Annotated in this window: 13 protein-coding genes and 1 pseudogene; 11 read left to right on the top strand and 3 right to left on the bottom strand. The window is 41.5% G+C overall.

Annotated elements, in window-relative coordinates:
* Positions 1 to 176 precede the first annotated feature (176 nt).
* Both psbU and V7K67_RS08310 read right to left on the bottom strand, forming a co-directional pair.
* Positions 177 to 605 (bottom strand): photosystem II complex extrinsic protein PsbU, encoded by a 429-nt coding sequence (gene psbU / locus V7K67_RS08315; protein ID WP_334732802.1) that lies wholly within the window; start codon positions 603 to 605, stop codon positions 177 to 179.
* A 546-nt stretch (positions 606 to 1,151) separates the two neighbouring features.
* A complete protein-coding gene (locus V7K67_RS08310) occupies positions 1,152 to 1,931 on the bottom strand; it encodes a DUF3120 domain-containing protein (RefSeq protein ID WP_335165991.1) in 780 nt (259 codons plus the stop codon).
* 436 nt (positions 1,932 to 2,367) lie between these two features.
* On the opposite strand from V7K67_RS08310, the gene V7K67_RS08305 reads away from it, so the two are divergent.
* From V7K67_RS08305 to V7K67_RS08275, 7 genes are all read left to right on the top strand, one after another.
* Complete coding sequence (locus V7K67_RS08305; RefSeq protein WP_335165989.1) at positions 2,368 to 3,192, top strand: undecaprenyl-diphosphate phosphatase; 825 nt, start codon at positions 2,368 to 2,370, stop codon at positions 3,190 to 3,192.
* Between the two features lie 194 nt (positions 3,193 to 3,386).
* Positions 3,387 to 4,724 (top strand): TIGR03279 family radical SAM protein, encoded by a 1,338-nt coding sequence (locus V7K67_RS08300; protein WP_334732799.1) that lies wholly within the window; start codon positions 3,387 to 3,389, stop codon positions 4,722 to 4,724.
* Between the two features lie 97 nt (positions 4,725 to 4,821).
* Positions 4,822 to 7,632 carry a glycoside hydrolase family 10 protein gene (locus V7K67_RS08295; RefSeq protein ID WP_334732798.1) on the top strand — a complete coding sequence of 937 codons (2,811 nt, stop codon included), beginning with the start codon at positions 4,822 to 4,824 and terminating at the stop codon, positions 7,630 to 7,632.
* A 464-nt stretch (positions 7,633 to 8,096) separates the two neighbouring features.
* Positions 8,097 to 8,564: a sensor histidine kinase gene (locus tag V7K67_RS08290; protein WP_335165987.1), complete on the top strand. Its 468-nt coding sequence runs from the start codon at positions 8,097 to 8,099 to the stop codon at positions 8,562 to 8,564.
* 56 nt (positions 8,565 to 8,620) lie between these two features.
* Positions 8,621 to 9,832 (top strand): EAL domain-containing response regulator, encoded by a 1,212-nt coding sequence (locus tag V7K67_RS08285; protein ID WP_334732796.1) that lies wholly within the window; start codon positions 8,621 to 8,623, stop codon positions 9,830 to 9,832.
* 420 nt (positions 9,833 to 10,252) lie between these two features.
* Positions 10,253 to 11,596 carry a PQQ-dependent sugar dehydrogenase gene (locus V7K67_RS08280; RefSeq protein ID WP_335165985.1) on the top strand — a complete coding sequence of 448 codons (1,344 nt, stop codon included), beginning with the start codon at positions 10,253 to 10,255 and terminating at the stop codon, positions 11,594 to 11,596.
* Positions 11,597 to 11,770: 174 nt separating this feature from the next.
* Entirely contained in the window at positions 11,771 to 12,178 is a 408-nt protein-coding gene (locus tag V7K67_RS08275; protein WP_334732794.1) for a phosphomannose isomerase type II C-terminal cupin domain, read from the top strand.
* A gap of 102 nt (positions 12,179 to 12,280) precedes the next feature.
* Here V7K67_RS08275 and V7K67_RS08270 read toward each other — a convergent pair whose 3' ends face one another.
* Positions 12,281 to 13,039 (bottom strand): HEAT repeat domain-containing protein, encoded by a 759-nt coding sequence (locus V7K67_RS08270; RefSeq protein WP_334732792.1) that lies wholly within the window; start codon positions 13,037 to 13,039, stop codon positions 12,281 to 12,283.
* A 226-nt stretch (positions 13,040 to 13,265) separates the two neighbouring features.
* On the opposite strand from V7K67_RS08270, the pseudogene V7K67_RS08265 reads away from it, so the two are divergent.
* The 4 genes and pseudogenes from V7K67_RS08265 to V7K67_RS08250 all read left to right on the top strand — a co-directional run.
* Positions 13,266 to 13,799, top strand: a pseudogene (locus tag V7K67_RS08265) (NAD(P)/FAD-dependent oxidoreductase); the annotation flags it as partial.
* A 508-nt stretch (positions 13,800 to 14,307) separates the two neighbouring features.
* The gene (locus V7K67_RS08260) at positions 14,308 to 14,685 is read left to right on the top strand and encodes a hypothetical protein (RefSeq protein WP_334732791.1); all 378 of its coding nucleotides are present in this window, start codon (positions 14,308 to 14,310) and stop codon (positions 14,683 to 14,685) included.
* Between the two features lie 394 nt (positions 14,686 to 15,079).
* Positions 15,080 to 15,904, top strand: coding sequence for an SIMPL domain-containing protein (locus V7K67_RS08255; protein WP_334710465.1), 825 nt, complete (start codon positions 15,080 to 15,082; stop codon positions 15,902 to 15,904).
* A 773-nt stretch (positions 15,905 to 16,677) separates the two neighbouring features.
* Complete coding sequence (locus V7K67_RS08250; RefSeq protein ID WP_334732790.1) at positions 16,678 to 17,709, top strand: 1-acyl-sn-glycerol-3-phosphate acyltransferase; 1,032 nt, start codon at positions 16,678 to 16,680, stop codon at positions 17,707 to 17,709.
* Positions 17,710 to 18,077: the final 368 nt, after the last annotated feature.

The following is an 18,077-nucleotide window of genomic DNA, read 5'->3' as shown; positions in this document are numbered from 1 at the left end:
TATGGGGAAGTGAGGAGTGAGGAGTTAGGAGTTAGGAGTTAGAAGTTAGGAGTTAGGAGTTTTGAATTTTTAACTCATAACTAATAACTCATAACTCCTAACTCCTAACTCATATCATGCCCCACTCCCTAGAATCAGGAGTGGGCTGCTATTTGCTACATTAACGGCACATGCAGTTATTTGTAGATACCGTTGTTAAAGCGATCGTCTCCTTCGTTGAAGGCAGGCTCTAATTCTGTGACGGTGAATTTATCCAGGTTGGCTTGCAGGGTTTGTTTTTGGCGATCGCTCAATCCTGGAAGATCCAATACTTCCTCTACTTTTTTGTAGGGGGCATTGGTGATGATTTTCTTAGCCAGTGTGGGATAAAGCCCTGGAAACTGTTGAAAAGCCCGGACATTGGTATTATTCAAATCAATTTTTTTACCAAATTCCGTTCCTAGTTTAGCGTCTGCCCGATTCTGCCGCTCAATTGCTAGAACTGGGACTTGTGGAAAAGCAAAACTATTGAAACTAGCAGCTTGGGCTATTTGAGTTGTTCCCAACCATCCCCAGCAACTAAGTAACAAACTAAACACTGTTAATAAACGCGCCAATCCTTTCACGATTTTCTACCTCTTTCCATCAAACAGAAATAAAAGTTTAAAGATAACAGCAGTCATTAGCCATTAGTCATTAGTCATTAGTCATACCCTACGGGAAGCCGCTCATACGTCTACGTGAGAATGCCAAGGAGAAAGGACAAACAACAAAGGACAAAAGCTGATACCTTAATCAACACACAGCAGTCATCAGAAACTAATATACAGCGTATTAATATCCACAATATTTACCATTACTGGGTTTGAATGTACTTTTGGCAAAAATTATCATTGTGGGAAGAGTACCTGCATAGCTGCAATAGTGCTGCATCCACGATCCTGGTGCATTTCCAGCTAGACGAAATCTTTTCAGGGTGGCTGATTCTACCTCCCAAGCAGACACGAAACTGTGCGATGTCTAATACCGAAAATCCACCAAAAAAGACTTGATGGTGATGGATTGTTATGTAATATTTCTTAACTAATTAATCATCTACAGCATCATTTTTGATGTGCCGTAGATTGGGCTGGGAAAAGTTTTGGATTGCAATCTCCTGCCTCCTGCCTCCTTCACGCTGCGATCGCTGCTAACAAAAATAGGCTATCTACCAAAATTGTGCTTAAAACTGCGCCACCAAAGGCATACCAGTGTCTCTGCTTTCGACCTAAAGGTAAAATACCAACTGTTGACAGCACTAGAGCAAGAATGATTGCCCAACTTTGTCCCCAAGGTGTTTGTACTTGTATGAGGGCATTTTGTAAGATTTGTGGTGCTAACTCTGCATCTACTCTCATGATTTGCCGCCAATAGGGCATCAAGTCTACTATATAAAAATATACATCTGTTAAAACTGTACCGAGTAAAGAACCTAAATAAAACCAGTTACCCACCTTACCCCAATTCTTGAAGAGACACCAGCAAGCAAAGGGTAAACCTATAGATTCTACTGGTAGATGCCATGCAGGTTCCCAACGTAACCAACCCCAGTAAATCGCTCCCGCTAACCAACTCCAGCTAAACCCTAAGAGTAAATCCCCCCAGACATAAGTTGCAGGACGTGACATTAAGGTAAAACTGAGCCACACCCAAAATGCTGTTAGCGCTAAACTCAGACTTGGTAGCGATCGCACTATTGGCGCTTCTATAAATACTGGTACTGATACCAAAAACACTGCCCCTGCAAACACTAACCAAGTTTGTCTCTCAGAAATAGATAAGGGAAGAGACGGAGAAAAAGAGAGTGTAGATTCCAATTGCCTGATCCCTTTCTGCCCAGTATCAGCTAAATCCAACTCGGTATCAATAGAAGGGGTAGAAGCGGCGTAAGACGACAGTGTATTATTAATCAAAGTTTTTAATATTTGTTACTAAACTTTATCTTATTTAAGATATCACACTTTAAAATCCCCCCCTGGGGCATTGTAATTATACTGAAATTTCTGCGATCGCTGGCGTAAACCAAAGAAAACATACTGTGCCAAACTAATCCATTAAAGTTGCACTATGTACAAAACTCCTCTGTAGTCCCTTTTCAGGAGTGCTGAGTGCTAGTTAAAAAGTGAACTGATATTAGTTCGCTAAATATTAAAGTTTGATGAATTTCCAAAATTGCGTTGACTTCTTGAGGTGGGTGTAAGAACATGGTCAGCGTCTTCGATGATGTTATTGATCGGTAAAATTGAATTTTCTAGAAGATTAGGTGCAATCAAGAGTATAGAAAGCAACATCATCTGCTAAACAATGTTCACAATGATCTCTAGAACGGGAAAAAGGTATTAATTGTATATGGAGTTTATCCAAGCTTTTATTTTGGGTATTGTTCAAGGTATTACAGAGTTTTTGCCAATCAGCAGCACTGCACATCTTCTGATTGTGACAAAGGTATTGGGTTGGAAAGAACTAGGATCTAAAGATTTTGTTGATGCAATTCAATTTGGCAGCGTCGTAGCAATTGTATTTTATTTTTGGTCGCTGATTTCTAGTATTGTCAAAGGTGGAATTGAAGCACTAAAAGATCAAGATTGGCAACGCGAAGAATGGAAAATTATTGTAGGTATTGTAGTAGGAACAATGCCCGCCCTAATTTTTGGCTTTCTTTTGAAAGACGTTCTACCGGAGAGCGCATTAATTATTGCCATCATGTCAATCATCATGGCACTTGTACTAGCTTTGGCAGAAAAAATTGGCACTCGCAAACGTGGTTTCGATTCATTGCAGATTCGGGATGGTATTTTAGTTGGATTAGGACAAACACTTGCTTTGATTCCGGGCGTTTCTCGTTCTGGTTCGACGTTGACGACTGCCTTATTTTTAGGATTAGAACGCGATACAGCGGCAAAATTCTCATTTCTGTTAGGGTTTCCAACTCTTACCATTGCTACCCTCTATAAAAGCCTGAAAATATTCAAGTTGTTTCAAGCCCATCAGTTGCCAGATAACATTGTCGGGCTGTTAATTGTAGGGATTATTTCAACCTTTATTTTTTCCTACCTATCAATTGCATTTTTGATCAAATACTTACAAACCAAAAACACTTTGATTTTTGTTTGGTATAGATTAGCATTCGGTAGTTCTATCTTACTAGCGATCGCAACAGGTTGGAAAGGATAATCAATTGGTCATTGGTCATTGGTCAATGCTCGTTTGTATGCAATAGAATCTGACCTTTCTTCTTTTTAGGAGAGAGACTTTAAATCTTAACCCCCTTCTCTACAAGAGAAGGGGTTATCCTTGTTAGGTCTGTATTGGACTCAACACAGAAGCGCTATAATGCCCAATGCCCCATTCCCAATGCCCCATGCCCAATGACTATACATCCTGCCCGAATTACCAAAGTTCTTCCAGACTCAATAGCCGCAGAGATTGGCTTTGAAGCCGGGGATGCGATCGTTGCAATCAATGGTACACGTCCCCGTGATTTAATTGATTATCAGTTCTTGTGTGCTGATGAAGTCTTAGAATTAGAAGTCTTAGACGCTGCTGGTAAAACTCATAACCTAGAAATTGAAAAAGATTACGACGAAGACTTGGGGTTAGAATTTGAAACTGCCCTATTTGATGGCTTAATTCAGTGCAATAACCACTGTCCATTTTGCTTTATTGACCAACAGCCACCAGGTAAACGCACCAGCTTGTACTTAAAAGACGACGATTACCGTTTGAGCTTTTTGTACGGCTCTTATCTTACCCTGACCAACTTGCCAGAAAGAGAATGGCAGCGGATTGAACAAATGCGCTTGTCTCCGTTGTATGTTTCTGTTCATGCCACGGAGCCGGAAGTGAGAATTAGACTGCTGAAAAATCCTCGTGCGGGACAAATCTTGCCACAACTCAAGTGGTTTCAAGAAAGGCGACTACAAATTCATGCTCAAGTAGTTGTTTGTCCTGGTATAAATGATGGCAAACACTTGGAACAAACTCTCAAAGATTTAGCGTCCTTTCATACTGGTGAAGTACCTGCGGTGGCATCAGTGGCAGTTGTGCCAGTTGGTTTGACAAGGTTTCGTCCCCAAGAAGATGAACTCACACCTGTAACTAGAGAAAAAGCTCAAGAAGTGATTTCTCAAGTGCAAATGCTCTCACGGCAATTTCGCCAAAAGTTCGCCTCTTGCGTTGTTTGGTTAGCCGATGAGTGGTTTTTGATTGCAGGTGAGGAATTACCCAGCGAATCTGAATATGAAGAATATCCCCAAATTGATAACGGAGTTGGTTCAATTCAATTATTTCTCAAGCAATTTGCCACCATTGCGGCAGAATTATTGCCGCCAAAAATTTATCCTCAGAGAAGATTTACTTGGGTAGTGGGCAACGCCGTAGAAAAAGCATTTCAACCAATTTTGAAACGCTTAAATTTTGTTGAAGGTTTAGAAGTCAATATGCGTGCTTTATGTAGTGATTACTGGGGACAAACTATCAGTGTAACTGGGTTACTCACTGGTCATGATTTACTTTTAAACTTAGAAGGTCAAGATTTAGGTGATGGTATTCTACTACCGAATGTCATGTTAAAAAATGGTGAATTAGTATTTTTAGATGATATGAGTATTCAGGAATTAGCTAGCAGACTAAATACAAACATTTTTCCAGTAGCGGGAGTTGAAGATTTAATTAAAACATGTATTTTCAATTCTGCTCAGGTTTAGTTATCAAAGATCCGTTGTTCTTCGGAGGTAATTTATTGTTATGCTAGATGATAAATAAGAAGTAATGCCTAAGAAATAATCCACTGAGGAGTCAGTAGTGAAGAATCAGGAAAAGTATCACGGAAAGGCAAATTTAAAAATAAAAAAAGCCGGATTCTTCATTTTAAGTTTTAATTTTTTAATTTTAAATAGTTTTAATATTTTGCCAATAATGGCAGCGACCGAAGAACCTGCATTGAGCGTAGTTTATGGTCAAGAAAATGCGAATCAATGGAAAGGAATAAGCGATCGCTTACAGGCAATCGGGGTGAAATATTGTGTAATTCCCCTAAATGATGTCAAGAGTGGGGCAGATTGGGGCGATCGCCAGGTATTGTTTTTGCCAAACGTTGAGACATTGACACCAACCCAAGCGATCGCCCTAGAAGAATGGATGAGTCAGGGGGGGCGTTTAATTGCCAGTGGGCCTATAGGTAGTCTGTCATCGCCAGGAGTACGACAGTTATTGCGATCGCTCTTGGGAGGTTATTGGGGATTCAGTCTCAGTGATACAGAGCAGATTCAAGCCACAAAAACCAATATTCCAGAATGGGCCAATCAAACTGGACTCTTTGGCAAAGTTCGCGGCGGCGTTGTGATTCCTAACGATATGGGTGCTGAATCTCCTGCTGTTTGGAATTCCAAAGATAATCCTGCCGCAGTCGTGACAACTGAGCGTTCCACCTTTTTGGGCTGGCGCTGGGGAACAGATGCAGCCTCAGCCGCCGATTTAGATAATGCCTGGTTAAAAGCTGCTCTCAATCACTATTTGACAGCACCAGCACCATCAAATCGGATGAAAAAAATAGCTGGAGGTTCCCAAAACTGCTCTACAACTGTGGCAGCTGTACCCTCCGAGCAGGCAAGCAGGGGAGCAGAGGGGCAGGGAGGCAGAGGGGCAGAGAAGCAGAGGAACAGTTTATCCCCCTCATCTCTTCCTAAAACCTCCACCGCTCCCATTAGACCGCTTCCTATAGCCAAACCTCCAAGTTCTCAGGAGGCTATTGATCAGTTGGAACAAGCAGTGCGTCTAGATGTTGCACCCAACTCCAATGAGCCGATTGACAACAACCAAGCGATCGCCCTCCAGCAAGAGCTAGAAAATCTAATTGGTCGGGTGGAAAGCGCTCATTTAGCAGTGTTGGCCGATGCGGCTAATGTTGGTGAAGTGATATCTGAGCAAAAGCAGACTTCTAGGCATCTACGCAATTACACCCTCCAATCTGTCAAGGAGCAGCCGACGCAATTGGCCTCAACTAAATTGGGGGGGCTAGTCATCAGTAAAGACCAAGCCTTGGCACAGGTAAGGGTAATTGCCAAAAATTTACCCCTATTGATTGCCCAAAAAAACTACGCTTTGGCTCGTCAACAGTGGCTAGTCGCTAAAACGACTTTGTGGCAGCAGTTTCCTGTTGATCGGAGACTGGCTCAACCAGAAATTCGGGCAGTTTGGTTAGATCGGGGGACGATTGTTCGTGCTGGTAACAAAGCGGGACTAGCCCAGGTTTTTGATCGCCTCGCCCAAGCCGGAATTAATACTGTCTTCTTTGAAACCGTCAATGCTGGCTATACAATTTATCCGAGCCAAGTGGCAAAAGAGCAAAACCCATTAATTCATGGGTGGAACCCACTAGAAGAAGCAGTGAAATTAGCCCATGAGCGAGACATGGAATTACACGCTTGGGTTTGGACTTTTGCTGCTGGCAATCAACGTCATAATGAAATTCTCAACCTGAATCCTAATTATCCAGGGCCAGTACTGGCAGCTCATCCTGATTGGGCAAACTACGATAACCTTGGCAACATGATTCCTGTAGGGCAAACCAAGCCATTCTTCGATCCAGCCAACCCCGAAGTGCGGCAGTACTTGCTCAAACTGTTTGAGGAAATTGTCACTAAATATAACGTTGATGGTTTACAGCTAGACTACATTCGCTATCCTTTCCAAGATCCATCAGCAGGTCGAACCTACGGCTATGGCAAAGCTGCAAGAGCGCAATTTCAGCAACTTACTGGTGTAGATCCACTGAATATTTCTCCTAGCCAACCAGACTTATGGCAAAAGTGGACGACATTTCGCACCGAGCAAGTTGATAGCTTTGTCGCCCAAGTATCAGAGCAGTTGCGACAAAAGCAACCTAATTTAATTTTATCGGTTGCAGTATTTCCTTTGCCGGAACAAGAACGGATTCAGAAAATTCAACAAAACTGGGAAACTTGGGCAAGGCGAGGGGATGTAGATTTAATTGTTCCCATGACTTATGCTCTGGATACTTCTCGCTTCCAAAGACTGGCCCAACCCTGGATTGCCTCTAAACAACTGGGAGCTACCTTGTTAGTGCCGGGAATTCGCCTGCTTTCTTTGCCAACAATCGGGGCATTCGATCAACTCCAGTTGGTAAGGGACTTGCCAGTTAGTGGTTATGCACTCTTTGCCGCAGATAATTTTAACAACGATCTCCAAAAACTTTTTAGTAGCACCCAAGGTAGGATTCAATCTACAACAACTGAACCGATTCCTCACCGCCAGCCTTTTCAATCTGCTGCCATCCGTTACACCGCGCTGCAACGTGAATGGAAATTTGTTTTTCAAAATGACCCACTACAAAGGCCTGCTCAGACAATATCAGACTTTAACAACCAGGCAGAAGTTTTACGCACTGCTTTAAATCAGCTTGCGGCTTCCCCTTCTGCTAGTAAGCTGCTAGTGGCGAAAGCCTCTCTAAGTCGCTTCCAGTCTCAATTTCGGGTATTGATGAGCCAAGAAATTAAGTCGAATTCCTATCAAGTCAAAGCTTGGGAAAATCGGCTCGTAACTATAGAAAGGCTATTGCGTTACGGTGAAAGGCGGGTACAGTTGCATCCTTAGTGAAGAAGCAGGGGATGAGGGAGACAAGGGGGATCAGGGAGATGAGGGAGGAGGGGGCAAGGGAGAAGAGTTTTCCCTCCGCCCCCCGCACCTCTGCCTCTTTATCAATGCCCAATTTCCAACTAGCTGGATATAAGCTAGTTTGTAATTCTTAACACAATTTTTGTAGTGTTTATCTCCTAAATATTACTACTTGTTTAGTGTCAAAATATTGGAAAATGCTTAGATAAGCAGCTTTAGATAACTGAGGTAAGACTAGTATTAGTTCCTTTGAGGTAGAACATCAGATTCTTGTTGAGAGACAATTACTCAAGTAGCAGTGGTTACAAGCACGCGTTATAGTACGTAAAGATACGATAGGCAAACCTACTCGCCTCATTGGAGTTTCTGTGAAGGATTTGGACTTATACCGTAAGTGTGATAACAGGGTCATGCAAACGAATATGCCCATATATCACATAATCATGACTGAAATGTTGAATGATGTGTTGATTATCGGTAAGTCAGAAGCGCGAAAATTAGAGTATAGACCAACATCCTTCCATTTGGTCGAATCCTGCCGACAATTGGTAGAAAAAGTACAGATTAATCTGAGCTATCGACGCTTGATTTCTTTCACGAGTCAATATAAATCTGTAACCTGCGGTATGCATGAAAAACTGCTGAGACACATTTTGACAAACTGGCTCTCAAATGCGATTAAATATTCCCCAGACGATCGCATTGTCAAGTTTAGTCTCCTTCATCAGTATGGACAAACAGTATTTAAAATTCAATATTGGGAAATTGGTCTTCTAGAAGAAGATATAACATGTCTATTTGAATCCTTTAATTGCGCTAGTAATATACTAGGCACTGGATTAAGAATGGCAATTGTCGTCAAAAATTTTGTAAGTATCTACAAAGGTAAACTTCGTCACAAACTCCAATGAATCTGTGACGAAGTTTACAGTCATTTTTTCATTATAAAGTATAAATCGAGGTAATTATGCCCAAAATTTTAATAATAGAAGATGAGGAAGCAGTCCGTGAAAACATTTTAGATTTACTAGAAGCTGAGGATTTTGAAACTATTGCTGCGGCTAATGGCAGAATCGGGGTGCATTTAGCTATCTGTGAAGTTCCCGATTTAATTCTCTGTGATATGATGATGCCGGAAATTGATGGTTATGGCGTACTAACAGCGTTACGCCAAGAACCATCAACGGCAACAATTCCCTTCATTTTTCTAACTGCCAAATCTGCCAAATCTGACTTCCGTCAAGGTATGGATATGGGTGCTGATGACTATATAACTAAACCATTCACTCGGACTGAGTTATTAAGTGCCATCATCAATAGGTTAGAAAAGCACGCTACTTTAAAAAAGTATTTATCTCCTCAGACTGTAATTAATAACTTGTCTCTAAAAACGCAGTTGTTAGAAATTAGCTTACACCAGGCTATCAAACAACATAAATTTCAAGAATTTGAAATTTATTATCAACCGATAGTCGATATTGCTTCTGGTAAGATAGTCGGTGCTGAAAGTTTATTGCGCTGGCAAAGTCCAGAATTGGGGATGATTTACCCAACAGAATTTATTCCGTTAGCAGAATCTACAGGTTTAATTGTTCCCATTGGTAAATGGGTATTAAAAAGTGTATGTAAACAAATTAAAGACTGGCGCAACGCCGGAATTTATTCTTTACTTGTTGCTGTGAATCTGTCAGTAATTGAATTTAATCAACCAGATTTTATTCATAAAATAGTTAATTTTATAGCTGCCAATGATTTGGAACCACATTACTTAGAACTAGAATTGACTGAAAGTATGATTATGCAAGATGTAAATAGTGCGATCGCAACTATGAAAAAATTGCAATCATTAGGTGTGAAAATTGCGATCGATGATTTTGGTACGGGCTATTCTTCTTTAATTTATCTGAAAAACTTACCAATTAACACATTGAAAATAGACCGTTATTTTATCCATAATGTTGCTAATGATCTACAGAAGTCAGCCATTACCAAGGCATTAATTCAAATGGCTCATAATCTCAACTTAGATGTAGTTGCTGAAGGTGTAGAAACAGAAGCAGAACTGGCTTTTTTGCGCCAACATAACTGTAATTCTATGCAAGGTTTTCTATTTAGTCGTCCCTTACCAGCAGCAGAATTTGAAAATTTTTTGTTAACTAACAAATGCTTATATGTTTAAATATTGGGGATTGGGGATTGGGGATTGGGGATTGGGGACTGGGATTGATTATTTCTCATCCTCCCTTGCTCCCTGCTCCCTCTGCTCCCTTATCGTAAATTAAAGGGTTTAAATCCCCGTCTGAAATGTCTTTAATTTTGAATTTTGTTAGCGCAGCGTAAAGCCTTCTCTTTCAGAGACGCTAACGCGAACGGCATGGCTTCGCTTAGAGCGAGTCTGCGTACCCCTACGGGGAAGCAAGCTACGCGCAGCGTCTCGTAGAGAGCGTCATTTTGAATTTTGAATTGTTAACCCTGCACCCCTGCTTGTTCCCCAGTCCCCAATCCCCAATCCCCAGTAATAAAAATCAAACTTTAGACCGGGGAAAATTATTAAGTCTTAAGTCTAGAGTAGAAAAGTTATCTATAAGTATCTACCCCTATGAAAGTCCCTGCGCGTTTGTTGCTACCAGTTTTTTTACTGACTTTGGTAGCAGGATGTAACCAGACTCGCGCTTTCTCAGATAATCCTACGCCACAAACATCTGTACCTTCTACCCAACTAACACAGAATCCTACACAGCCAAAAAATATTGTCCGTACTGAAACACTTTCACCTACGCCCATCCGAATCAATCTGAAGAATTTACCAGCACCTTTCGCAACAGGAAGTGCCTCCAAACAGCCTAAGGTTGTGCCCATTCCGCAAAATCCGGTACTGCGTGTACCACGGGGCTTCACAGTAAATGTCTTTGCCGAAGGTTTAGATGCCCCACGCTGGCTAGCTTTAACCCCCAGTGGTGATGTCTTAGTGACTGAAACCGGGCAAAATCGCATTCGTTTGTTGCGTGACAACAACGGCGATGGCATAGCCGACGTTCGAGAAACCTTTGCTAGTAGAGACAACGGACTCAATAGACCCTTTGGAATGGCTTTTGCAGGTAATTCTTTTTTTCTGGGAAATACGGATGCTGTGGTGCGTTTTCCCTATACTCAAGGTCAAAACAAGATTACAGGTAAGGGAGAAAAAATTGCCGATTTGCCTGCTCAAGGTTATAACAATCATTGGACGCGCAATGTCGTTGTCTCTCCTGATGGCAATAAATTATATGTTTCAGTTGGTTCAGGAACCAATGTAGATGAAGAACCACTACCACGGGCTTCGATACAGGTGATGAATTTGGATGGTTCCCAGCAGCAAACTTTCGCTTCCGGCTTGCGTAATCCTGTTGGTTTGGACTTTCATCCTGTAACGAAAGAACTTTATACCACTGTCAACGAACGGGATGGAATCGGTGATGACTTGGTGCCAGACTATCTAACACGCGTTAAACAGGGGGCATTTTACGGCTGGCCCTATGCTTATCTAACACCAAACAATCTCGATCCGCGCCAAAAGACAGATGATAAGAGCAAACGTCCCGATTTAGCAGCCCGTACCCAAACACCAGATGTGCTGTTCCAGGCGCATTCCGCAGCATTGGGTTTGCAGTTTTATGATGGTAAAACGTTTCCAAAAAAATACCAGAACGGCGCTTTTGCGGCTTTTCGTGGTTCTTGGAACCGCGATCGCGGCACTGGTTATAAAATTGTATTTGTTCCCTTCGATGCTAAAGGGCGATCGCTTGGCTACTACGAAGACTTTCTCACAGGATTTTTGCTAAATCCTTCTGTACCAACCACTTGGGGACGACCTGTAGGTTTACTCGTATTGCCAGATGGTAGTCTACTACTGACAGAAGAATCCAATAATCGGATTTATCGGATTCAGTATACGGGAGGTTAGGCAATTCACGCATTCAAGCATTTAGAAATTTACGGATAGGAACTGTTGCCGAAAGTAAAGTTAGAGCAGTTGTCATCAATAGAGACGTTGTGACTGCATCTCCCTACCCAGGCTTATCTCGTTTACGATAAATTACTGATAAATACTAATACTTATCTGGTTGAGAAATTAATTATGGCTCCCAATGAAAATAATACTCAGTCAAATATCAACGAATTGTCTCCACATTCAGGTACACGATACTGGGGTGAAGTAGAGGTAATCGAGGAGGGAGAAACCTATAGAATTAGTCGTGTTGAAATCAAGCCCAGGCACGGCATTAAACCACAAATCCATTATCACCGCAATGAACATTGGGTTGTAGTTTCCGGTGTAGCAAAGGTGACTTGTGGCGATGCAGAAATATTACTGAATCGAAACGAATCAACTTATGTCCCCGCAGCAACCCTACATAAGGTAGAAAATCCTGGACATATCCCGCTAATTATTCTAGAAATTCAAAATGGTGAATATTTGGGTGAGGATGATACTGAGCGCCCTTATGACTTAAATTTGGTCAAATCTGTAGCTGAAGGACAGTAGGAGCGTGGGGATGAGGGAGATGAGGGAGATGAGGGAGAAATAATCAATCCCCATACCCAGTCCCCAGTCCCCAGTCCCCAATGCCCAATGCCCAATATTTAATTAAAACCACCCTTCTTGTTCCAAGGTTTCAATTAGCTGCAAACCACGGGGATCGCCCACTCCTAACAGTGAAGCTTTAGCGTCTTCCCGGACTCCCAAATCTTGGTCTTCGGCAAAGGCTTGAATTAGGGCGTCGATCGCTGTAGCATAAACTACATTAGAAGGTAGTTCGCGGCACAGTTGACCAATTGCCCAAGCACTGTTACTTCGCACAGCTGCCACCGGGTCTTGGACTAAGGCTTCAATTAAAGGTGGTGTTGCTCCGATAACTGCTTCATAACCCACTTCTGCCATCTGTGCTAAGGCGCTAGCAGCCCACAAACGCACTGCGGAAATGTCAGTTCTTAAGGCGTCTGCTAGGGGTGCTAAAGAACGGCGATCGCGACAGTTTCCTAAAGCCCAAACAACACCTTTACGCACATAGCCATTCCAATCACTGTTTAGTTGAGCAATTAACGGACTCACTGCCTCTGAACTGGGATTGCGTCCGAGGCCATAAGCTGCACTCACCCTTACTAAGGGACAGACATCAGTTAATAGACGAATCAGATGGGGCGTAGCACGCGCATCTTCGATATCACAAAAAGCACGCGCTGCTAACATTCGTTGCTGGGGCTGGGGATTTTCCAGCATGGCTAGCATCACTTCTGGATCAGGCTTTGCCACAACTGATTCGGCAGTTAGCGGCTCTATTCTATCTAAGGGGCTTTCTAGCTCCTCCTCAATATCGAGTAGGCTTAGATCGTCTTCGTCATACATAATTTAATTTCAATCCCGAAAAGGGATTAACACATAATCCCCCGCACGAATAAGTTAAAGCTTTATAAATATTAGTTGCAATATTATACACTTTATTTTCACCCTCGTTGAATTTTATTGATCGTGCGTAAAACCCCGTCCCCTTGTGGGCGGGGATGTAAGCGCGGTTAAATTAGGGGGTTCGATACCCCCTAATTTAACACTATCCACGTTGCTTCTGAGTTTCAATATATTGTTTGACCCTTCGATTAGTGCGATCGCTGGATATCCTTCTACATCCCAACCTCTCCCCCAGTGGAAAGCCCTAACTTTTGTGGATGATGCTGATTTAGCATGGATTGGTTTGGACAGTAGCAAGCCTCCTAATCCTCAACAACCACATTTTGTGGTGCAAAGTAGTGCTGATTTTGCCCAACGTCATTTAGAATCACAGGATTTACAACCTGCTGGACAAATGATGTTGCAAAGAGCGGCTGAATCTCTGTCCCTTCCTTGGCTGAATACTCCCGAATGGATGCAGGTACATCGTTGGCGTTATGCCTTTCCTAGCCGTTCTTGGCACGAAGCTTTTTTGTCTGCCGGAACTCCTTTACCTTTAGTTTGCTGTGGTGATTGGTGTGGTGGCAATCTTGTAGAAGGTGCGATGCTTTCTGGATTAGCTGCGGCTAATGAAACTAATAATCAGTTGCGTCATCTACCTTTAGACAATGTGAACTTTTCAAACGTTTTTGCCCAATCATTTCATCTGTCGCTAGACTGATTTTGCACTATAGCGAGTCGCTATTTTTCTGACTTACTAAATCAAAGTGCAACCAATAAGTTTTTTAGATGAAACAGCAATTTTTGCAGCAAACCTAAAAAGTGATGTAAATTACCAAAAAAGCTTAATTTCATTGAAAACTTGTTTCTCACTCAAGGTTTTTATTGCCGTTAATCTTGATCCCCTAGTATTGATGCTGCGTTTTATGTAGATTTCTGCCAAAAAAGCAGAAATTTGAAATAATTAGTATTATAAATATAAAACGTCGGTAGCTTGCCAGGTTATTGGATGCTATTTTAATAAACTAATATCGTGAAATAGTATAAACTTTAACTAAAACAAGCAAAGCCAAATGTCTGACATTTTACCAAGATAAAAGGCTAGTTTCAGGGTCTATTACATCTATCAGTTGAATTACTTCTAACTGATTGTCATAACAACGTTGCCATCTAAAAAAGTTATTTTCTCCACCAAGCATTGACTTGATTCAAAAAGGAGTTTAAAAATCATGAAAACAGTAGTCAATTTAACACAGCAATCAGTAGTAGAAGAGATTGAAAGCGTTTTGGATACATATCCATTTCATCCATATCAACAAGCTTTTGCGATTCCTGACTTACGCCAAGAGCTAATTACTTTCGTCCTCAACCGAATTCCTTCTTTTTACAGCGTGATGTCTGACAGACAGATTCCGCTAGCTGAGGCTGAACAAGGAAGCTTGGCTTATTACAAATTGCCTCGTAAACCCTTAGAGCAGCAACTACATTTACAGAATTTGATTCACCAAGGCATTTGTTTAATCGTTCAAGAAAAGTCAGATTGGATTGGCAATCATCTTTGTGAAACAGTTGAACCAGCTTGTGAACCTTCCCACTGGTTTGGTTAATAGTTTTAACAAGATTTGGCTCTCTGCTGAAATATAATCATGTCCGCAGTTAATTTTTGAATATTGAGCTAATCCCACGACTAAAGTCAGTGAAAAAGACGTGGGATTAGCTCAATATTTTTTTGTCAAAGCGTAACCGACACTATATGTAGGATTAGGAATGAGGATTGAAAAAGGGACTGGGGATTAGGGACTGGGGACTGGGAAAATTTGAAAGGGGATTCAGACCACTACCCAAGTTTTGTTCGCGCAGCGTTCGCACGAGAAGAAAACTCTTCCTAGTCCCTATTCCTCAGTACCTTTTTTAGTCAATTATTTTGGATAAAGGATTCAGTATATTCCTCTTGAGGTGTAAACTTTGACAATTACTAAGTTCAAAGGAAATTCCCAGGACATGAGAAAAATAACTGCTTTAATGCTGGTAAGTATGACTGTGACTGTCGGGGTGGGAGCATTAACACCCAAAGTCACCAATGCTCAATTATTTTACCCACCAGCAAGCGATCGCCATTCATTAATGGTAATCGGTCAAGGGGCAGTGAGAGTGCCAGCAGATACAGCGGATATTGAACTAGTATTCAGTAGCGGAGGTAGCAATGATGAGTTACAAACGCAACCATCAGCCTTCCCAGAAACTCGCCGACTATCTTCACTGACTTTACTCTTAAATGAAAAAACACCAGCAGAACCTTTACCAAACAAAAAATCTCTAACTAAAGCAACTCTCCAGCCTGTGGTAGATAGCCTAATTGCCAAAGGGATTAGTGCTGATAAAATTCAAGTACAAATTAACACGAATTCTAGTGAAAACAACGCCAAGATATTGGTTAAACTGGAAAAACCAACGCGCGATCGTATCCAGGAAATTGTTGCTACAGCAAACAAATCCACGAGCAAACTTGAAAATCTATCTATTAAGAGTGTAGGTGTAGATTACGCAGTCAATGATTGTCAGGCTTTGCAGAGTTCAGTTTATCAATCAGCGATGAAAGACGCTCAAAGCCGCGCTCAGGCTTTAGCAACGGCTATGGAAGTTAAACTTGGGACTCCTTCTGTAGCCGAGCCATTTTACACATTATTGTATCCCTCATGTAGTTCTAAAACTGGAGTTACTTTGCCATCATTTGCTAGTTTTTTATCATCACCAGCTTATAATCCAGATGCACCAGCAGAAGTAGAGATGAAAAAGGATATTTTTGTGACATATACAACAAAATAAGTATTGATATATAGGAATCCGATTTGATTACTGAACTTACTTGTATATGTAGTAGTGTAGCAAGGCTAAAATGTTGTAAAAAAATTGTAGGTTGGGTGGAGGCTTTGCGTAACCCAACATCCTGATATATAGGACTCCCAATACTGCGTAGGTTTTGGAATTTCTTGGTTGAGGCAAGCTGTTCAATAGCCGGGGGAGAAATGGAGGCTGGCGTTGAGTTTTGCTTCCCCTGCTTCCCCTGCTTATCCGAGCAGTATTGATAGGACTCCGATTTGACTTCTGAAAACGTACTGAGACTGAAAAGCCTGTTTTATAAGGGTTTTATCTAAAATCTTGTTCAAAAATCAGATATGAGTCCTATATGTTGGGTTGCGCTCCGCTCCACCCAACCTACGTCTAATGCACAATTTTTTTGCTTTCATACCCTACGTGTATTTCAACAATCAAATAGGAGTCCTATAGGATTACTATAGAATGAATCAGGATAAGTGCGAACTACACCCAGGACTTACGCAAAATACCTCTCAAACTCTTATTTCTCCGTGTTCTCTGTGTCTCTGTGGTTCGATTTTCCGTTACCTGTGCGTAAGTCTTATCACCTTCAAACTTGGCTGACCTAATAGTGCATCTCGTAGAGAAGTTGGGGAATAAAAGGACACGAACTGTTGAAAGTTTTAGAGTTAGATGCTTATTAAATTGGTATTTTATTTATTACTTTGGCATAATAATTACTGAAAAACCAAAATATTTTTACTGAATCATATTAAACTGTTTTGATTAATCAACACTCCGAAAGTCTCTTAAACAGTCAACTGGAAAATGCACCAGGTAAAGGCTATATATTTAGCTGGTTTGATTGGTTTTGTCTTTGGTATCCTCCAGGCTGGCTAATTTTATTCAACCGCCATTGGCAGCACTATCACACCGATCCAGATGGTTGGAATTGGCTAGAATATGGATTATTTTTAATTCCTGGCGGATTTTATCTGGCGATTTTAAGTCGTTGGTTGCGTCTGGGTTTTCGTTCACCCCGAAAAGATGTTGGTGAATTCGATCCCAAATATCAACAAGCTTTTCGCTCCGAAATTCTTGCCCCCATCGTTAAATACTATTTTCGGGGAGAATTACAACAAGTCGAAAATTTACCGCCAACAGGGCCATTGATTGTGGCCATGAACCACGCTGGGATGTGTTTTCCTTGGGACTTTTTGACCTTGGGTTATTTATTAAGTGAAGCCAAAGGATGGGTATTACAACCCATAGCAAGTACAGCATTATTTGAGCATCCTTGGGTGATTTGGTGGCTACCACCTAAATGGTCACAGGTTTTAGGTGGTGTGCGAGCCGAATTAGATGATTTCGAGGCGGCAATGGCTGAAGGTAAAATTCTCTTATATGCACCCGAAGGTATACGCGGACTTGCAAAAGGTTGGAGAAGACGCTATCAACTGCAAAAGTTTGATGTCAGCTTTATTCAGTTGAGCGATCGCTATCATATTCCCATTCTCCCAGTAGTTTGCATCGGCAGTGAATTTCTACATCCTTGGGCTGTTAATTTCACCAAATTGCAACGATTGGTCAAATTACCATTCTTGCCTTTCTCGCCTTTAATGCTGGTCTTAATCCTGTTTCCCTCAATGGGAATTTGGGCAATGAGAACTCGTCTGCGTTACTTTATTCAGCCTTTAGAACCAGCAGAATTGGATAACCACTCAAACAAAGGGCGTACAGCAGCCTATCAACAAGCGCAAAAATTACGAGAAAAACTGCAACTTCAAATTAATCAGTTTTTGGGTAAATCTTAATACTACAAGCTGAAATATGTTGAGTATAAAAGGCTGACGATGTGGTTCAATTATTGAAAACTGCTGTAAGTTTGTAGTGAATTTATGGAACCTGTGACGCTGACGCCTGTTGTGAGTGCGATCGCCACTATACTTTTGACTAAGTACAGTTTTGCATAAGTTCGTAACTTTTTTAAACGCAGAGGAACACAGAGGTAAACGCAGAAGTACGCAGAGTTTTACCAAACTTACACACCTCGTTCAATAGACGGCGACACAATTTCTAAGATTTCAGTAACTGCCTAGCTAGTAGTAATAGAGGAAAGGAAAACAGAGACATTACCTTCTAAAGCATCAGTAATAACTTCGAGGAGATTAAGACCATGCTT

The sequence above is a fragment of the Nostoc sp. genome, from assembly GCF_036917155.1.
In the GTDB taxonomy this organism is placed as follows: Bacteria; Cyanobacteriota; Cyanobacteriia; order Cyanobacteriales; family Nostocaceae; genus Nostoc.
The sequence above is the reverse complement of the archived record's forward strand: the minus strand, read 5'-3'. Positions and strand labels throughout refer to the sequence as shown.

Bases quoted from the DNA above. Each gene is read 5' to 3' on its own strand.
- V7K67_RS08305 (WP_335165989.1), top strand. From the start codon at position 2,368: ATGGAGTTTATCCAAGCTTTTATTTTGGGTATTGTTCAAGGTATTACA.
- V7K67_RS08300 (WP_334732799.1), top strand. From the start codon at position 3,387: ATGACTATACATCCTGCCCGAATTACCAAAGTTCTTCCAGACTCAATA.
- V7K67_RS08290 (WP_335165987.1), top strand. From the start codon at position 8,097: ATGACTGAAATGTTGAATGATGTGTTGATTATCGGTAAGTCAGAAGCG.
- V7K67_RS08285 (WP_334732796.1), top strand. From the start codon at position 8,621: ATGCCCAAAATTTTAATAATAGAAGATGAGGAAGCAGTCCGTGAAAAC.
- V7K67_RS08280 (WP_335165985.1), top strand. From the start codon at position 10,253: ATGAAAGTCCCTGCGCGTTTGTTGCTACCAGTTTTTTTACTGACTTTG.
- V7K67_RS08275 (WP_334732794.1), top strand. From the start codon at position 11,771: ATGGCTCCCAATGAAAATAATACTCAGTCAAATATCAACGAATTGTCT.
- V7K67_RS08270 (WP_334732792.1), bottom strand. From the start codon at position 13,039: ATGTATGACGAAGACGATCTAAGCCTACTCGATATTGAGGAGGAGCTA.
- V7K67_RS08260 (WP_334732791.1), top strand. From the start codon at position 14,308: ATGAAAACAGTAGTCAATTTAACACAGCAATCAGTAGTAGAAGAGATT.
- V7K67_RS08255 (WP_334710465.1), top strand. From the start codon at position 15,080: ATGAGAAAAATAACTGCTTTAATGCTGGTAAGTATGACTGTGACTGTC.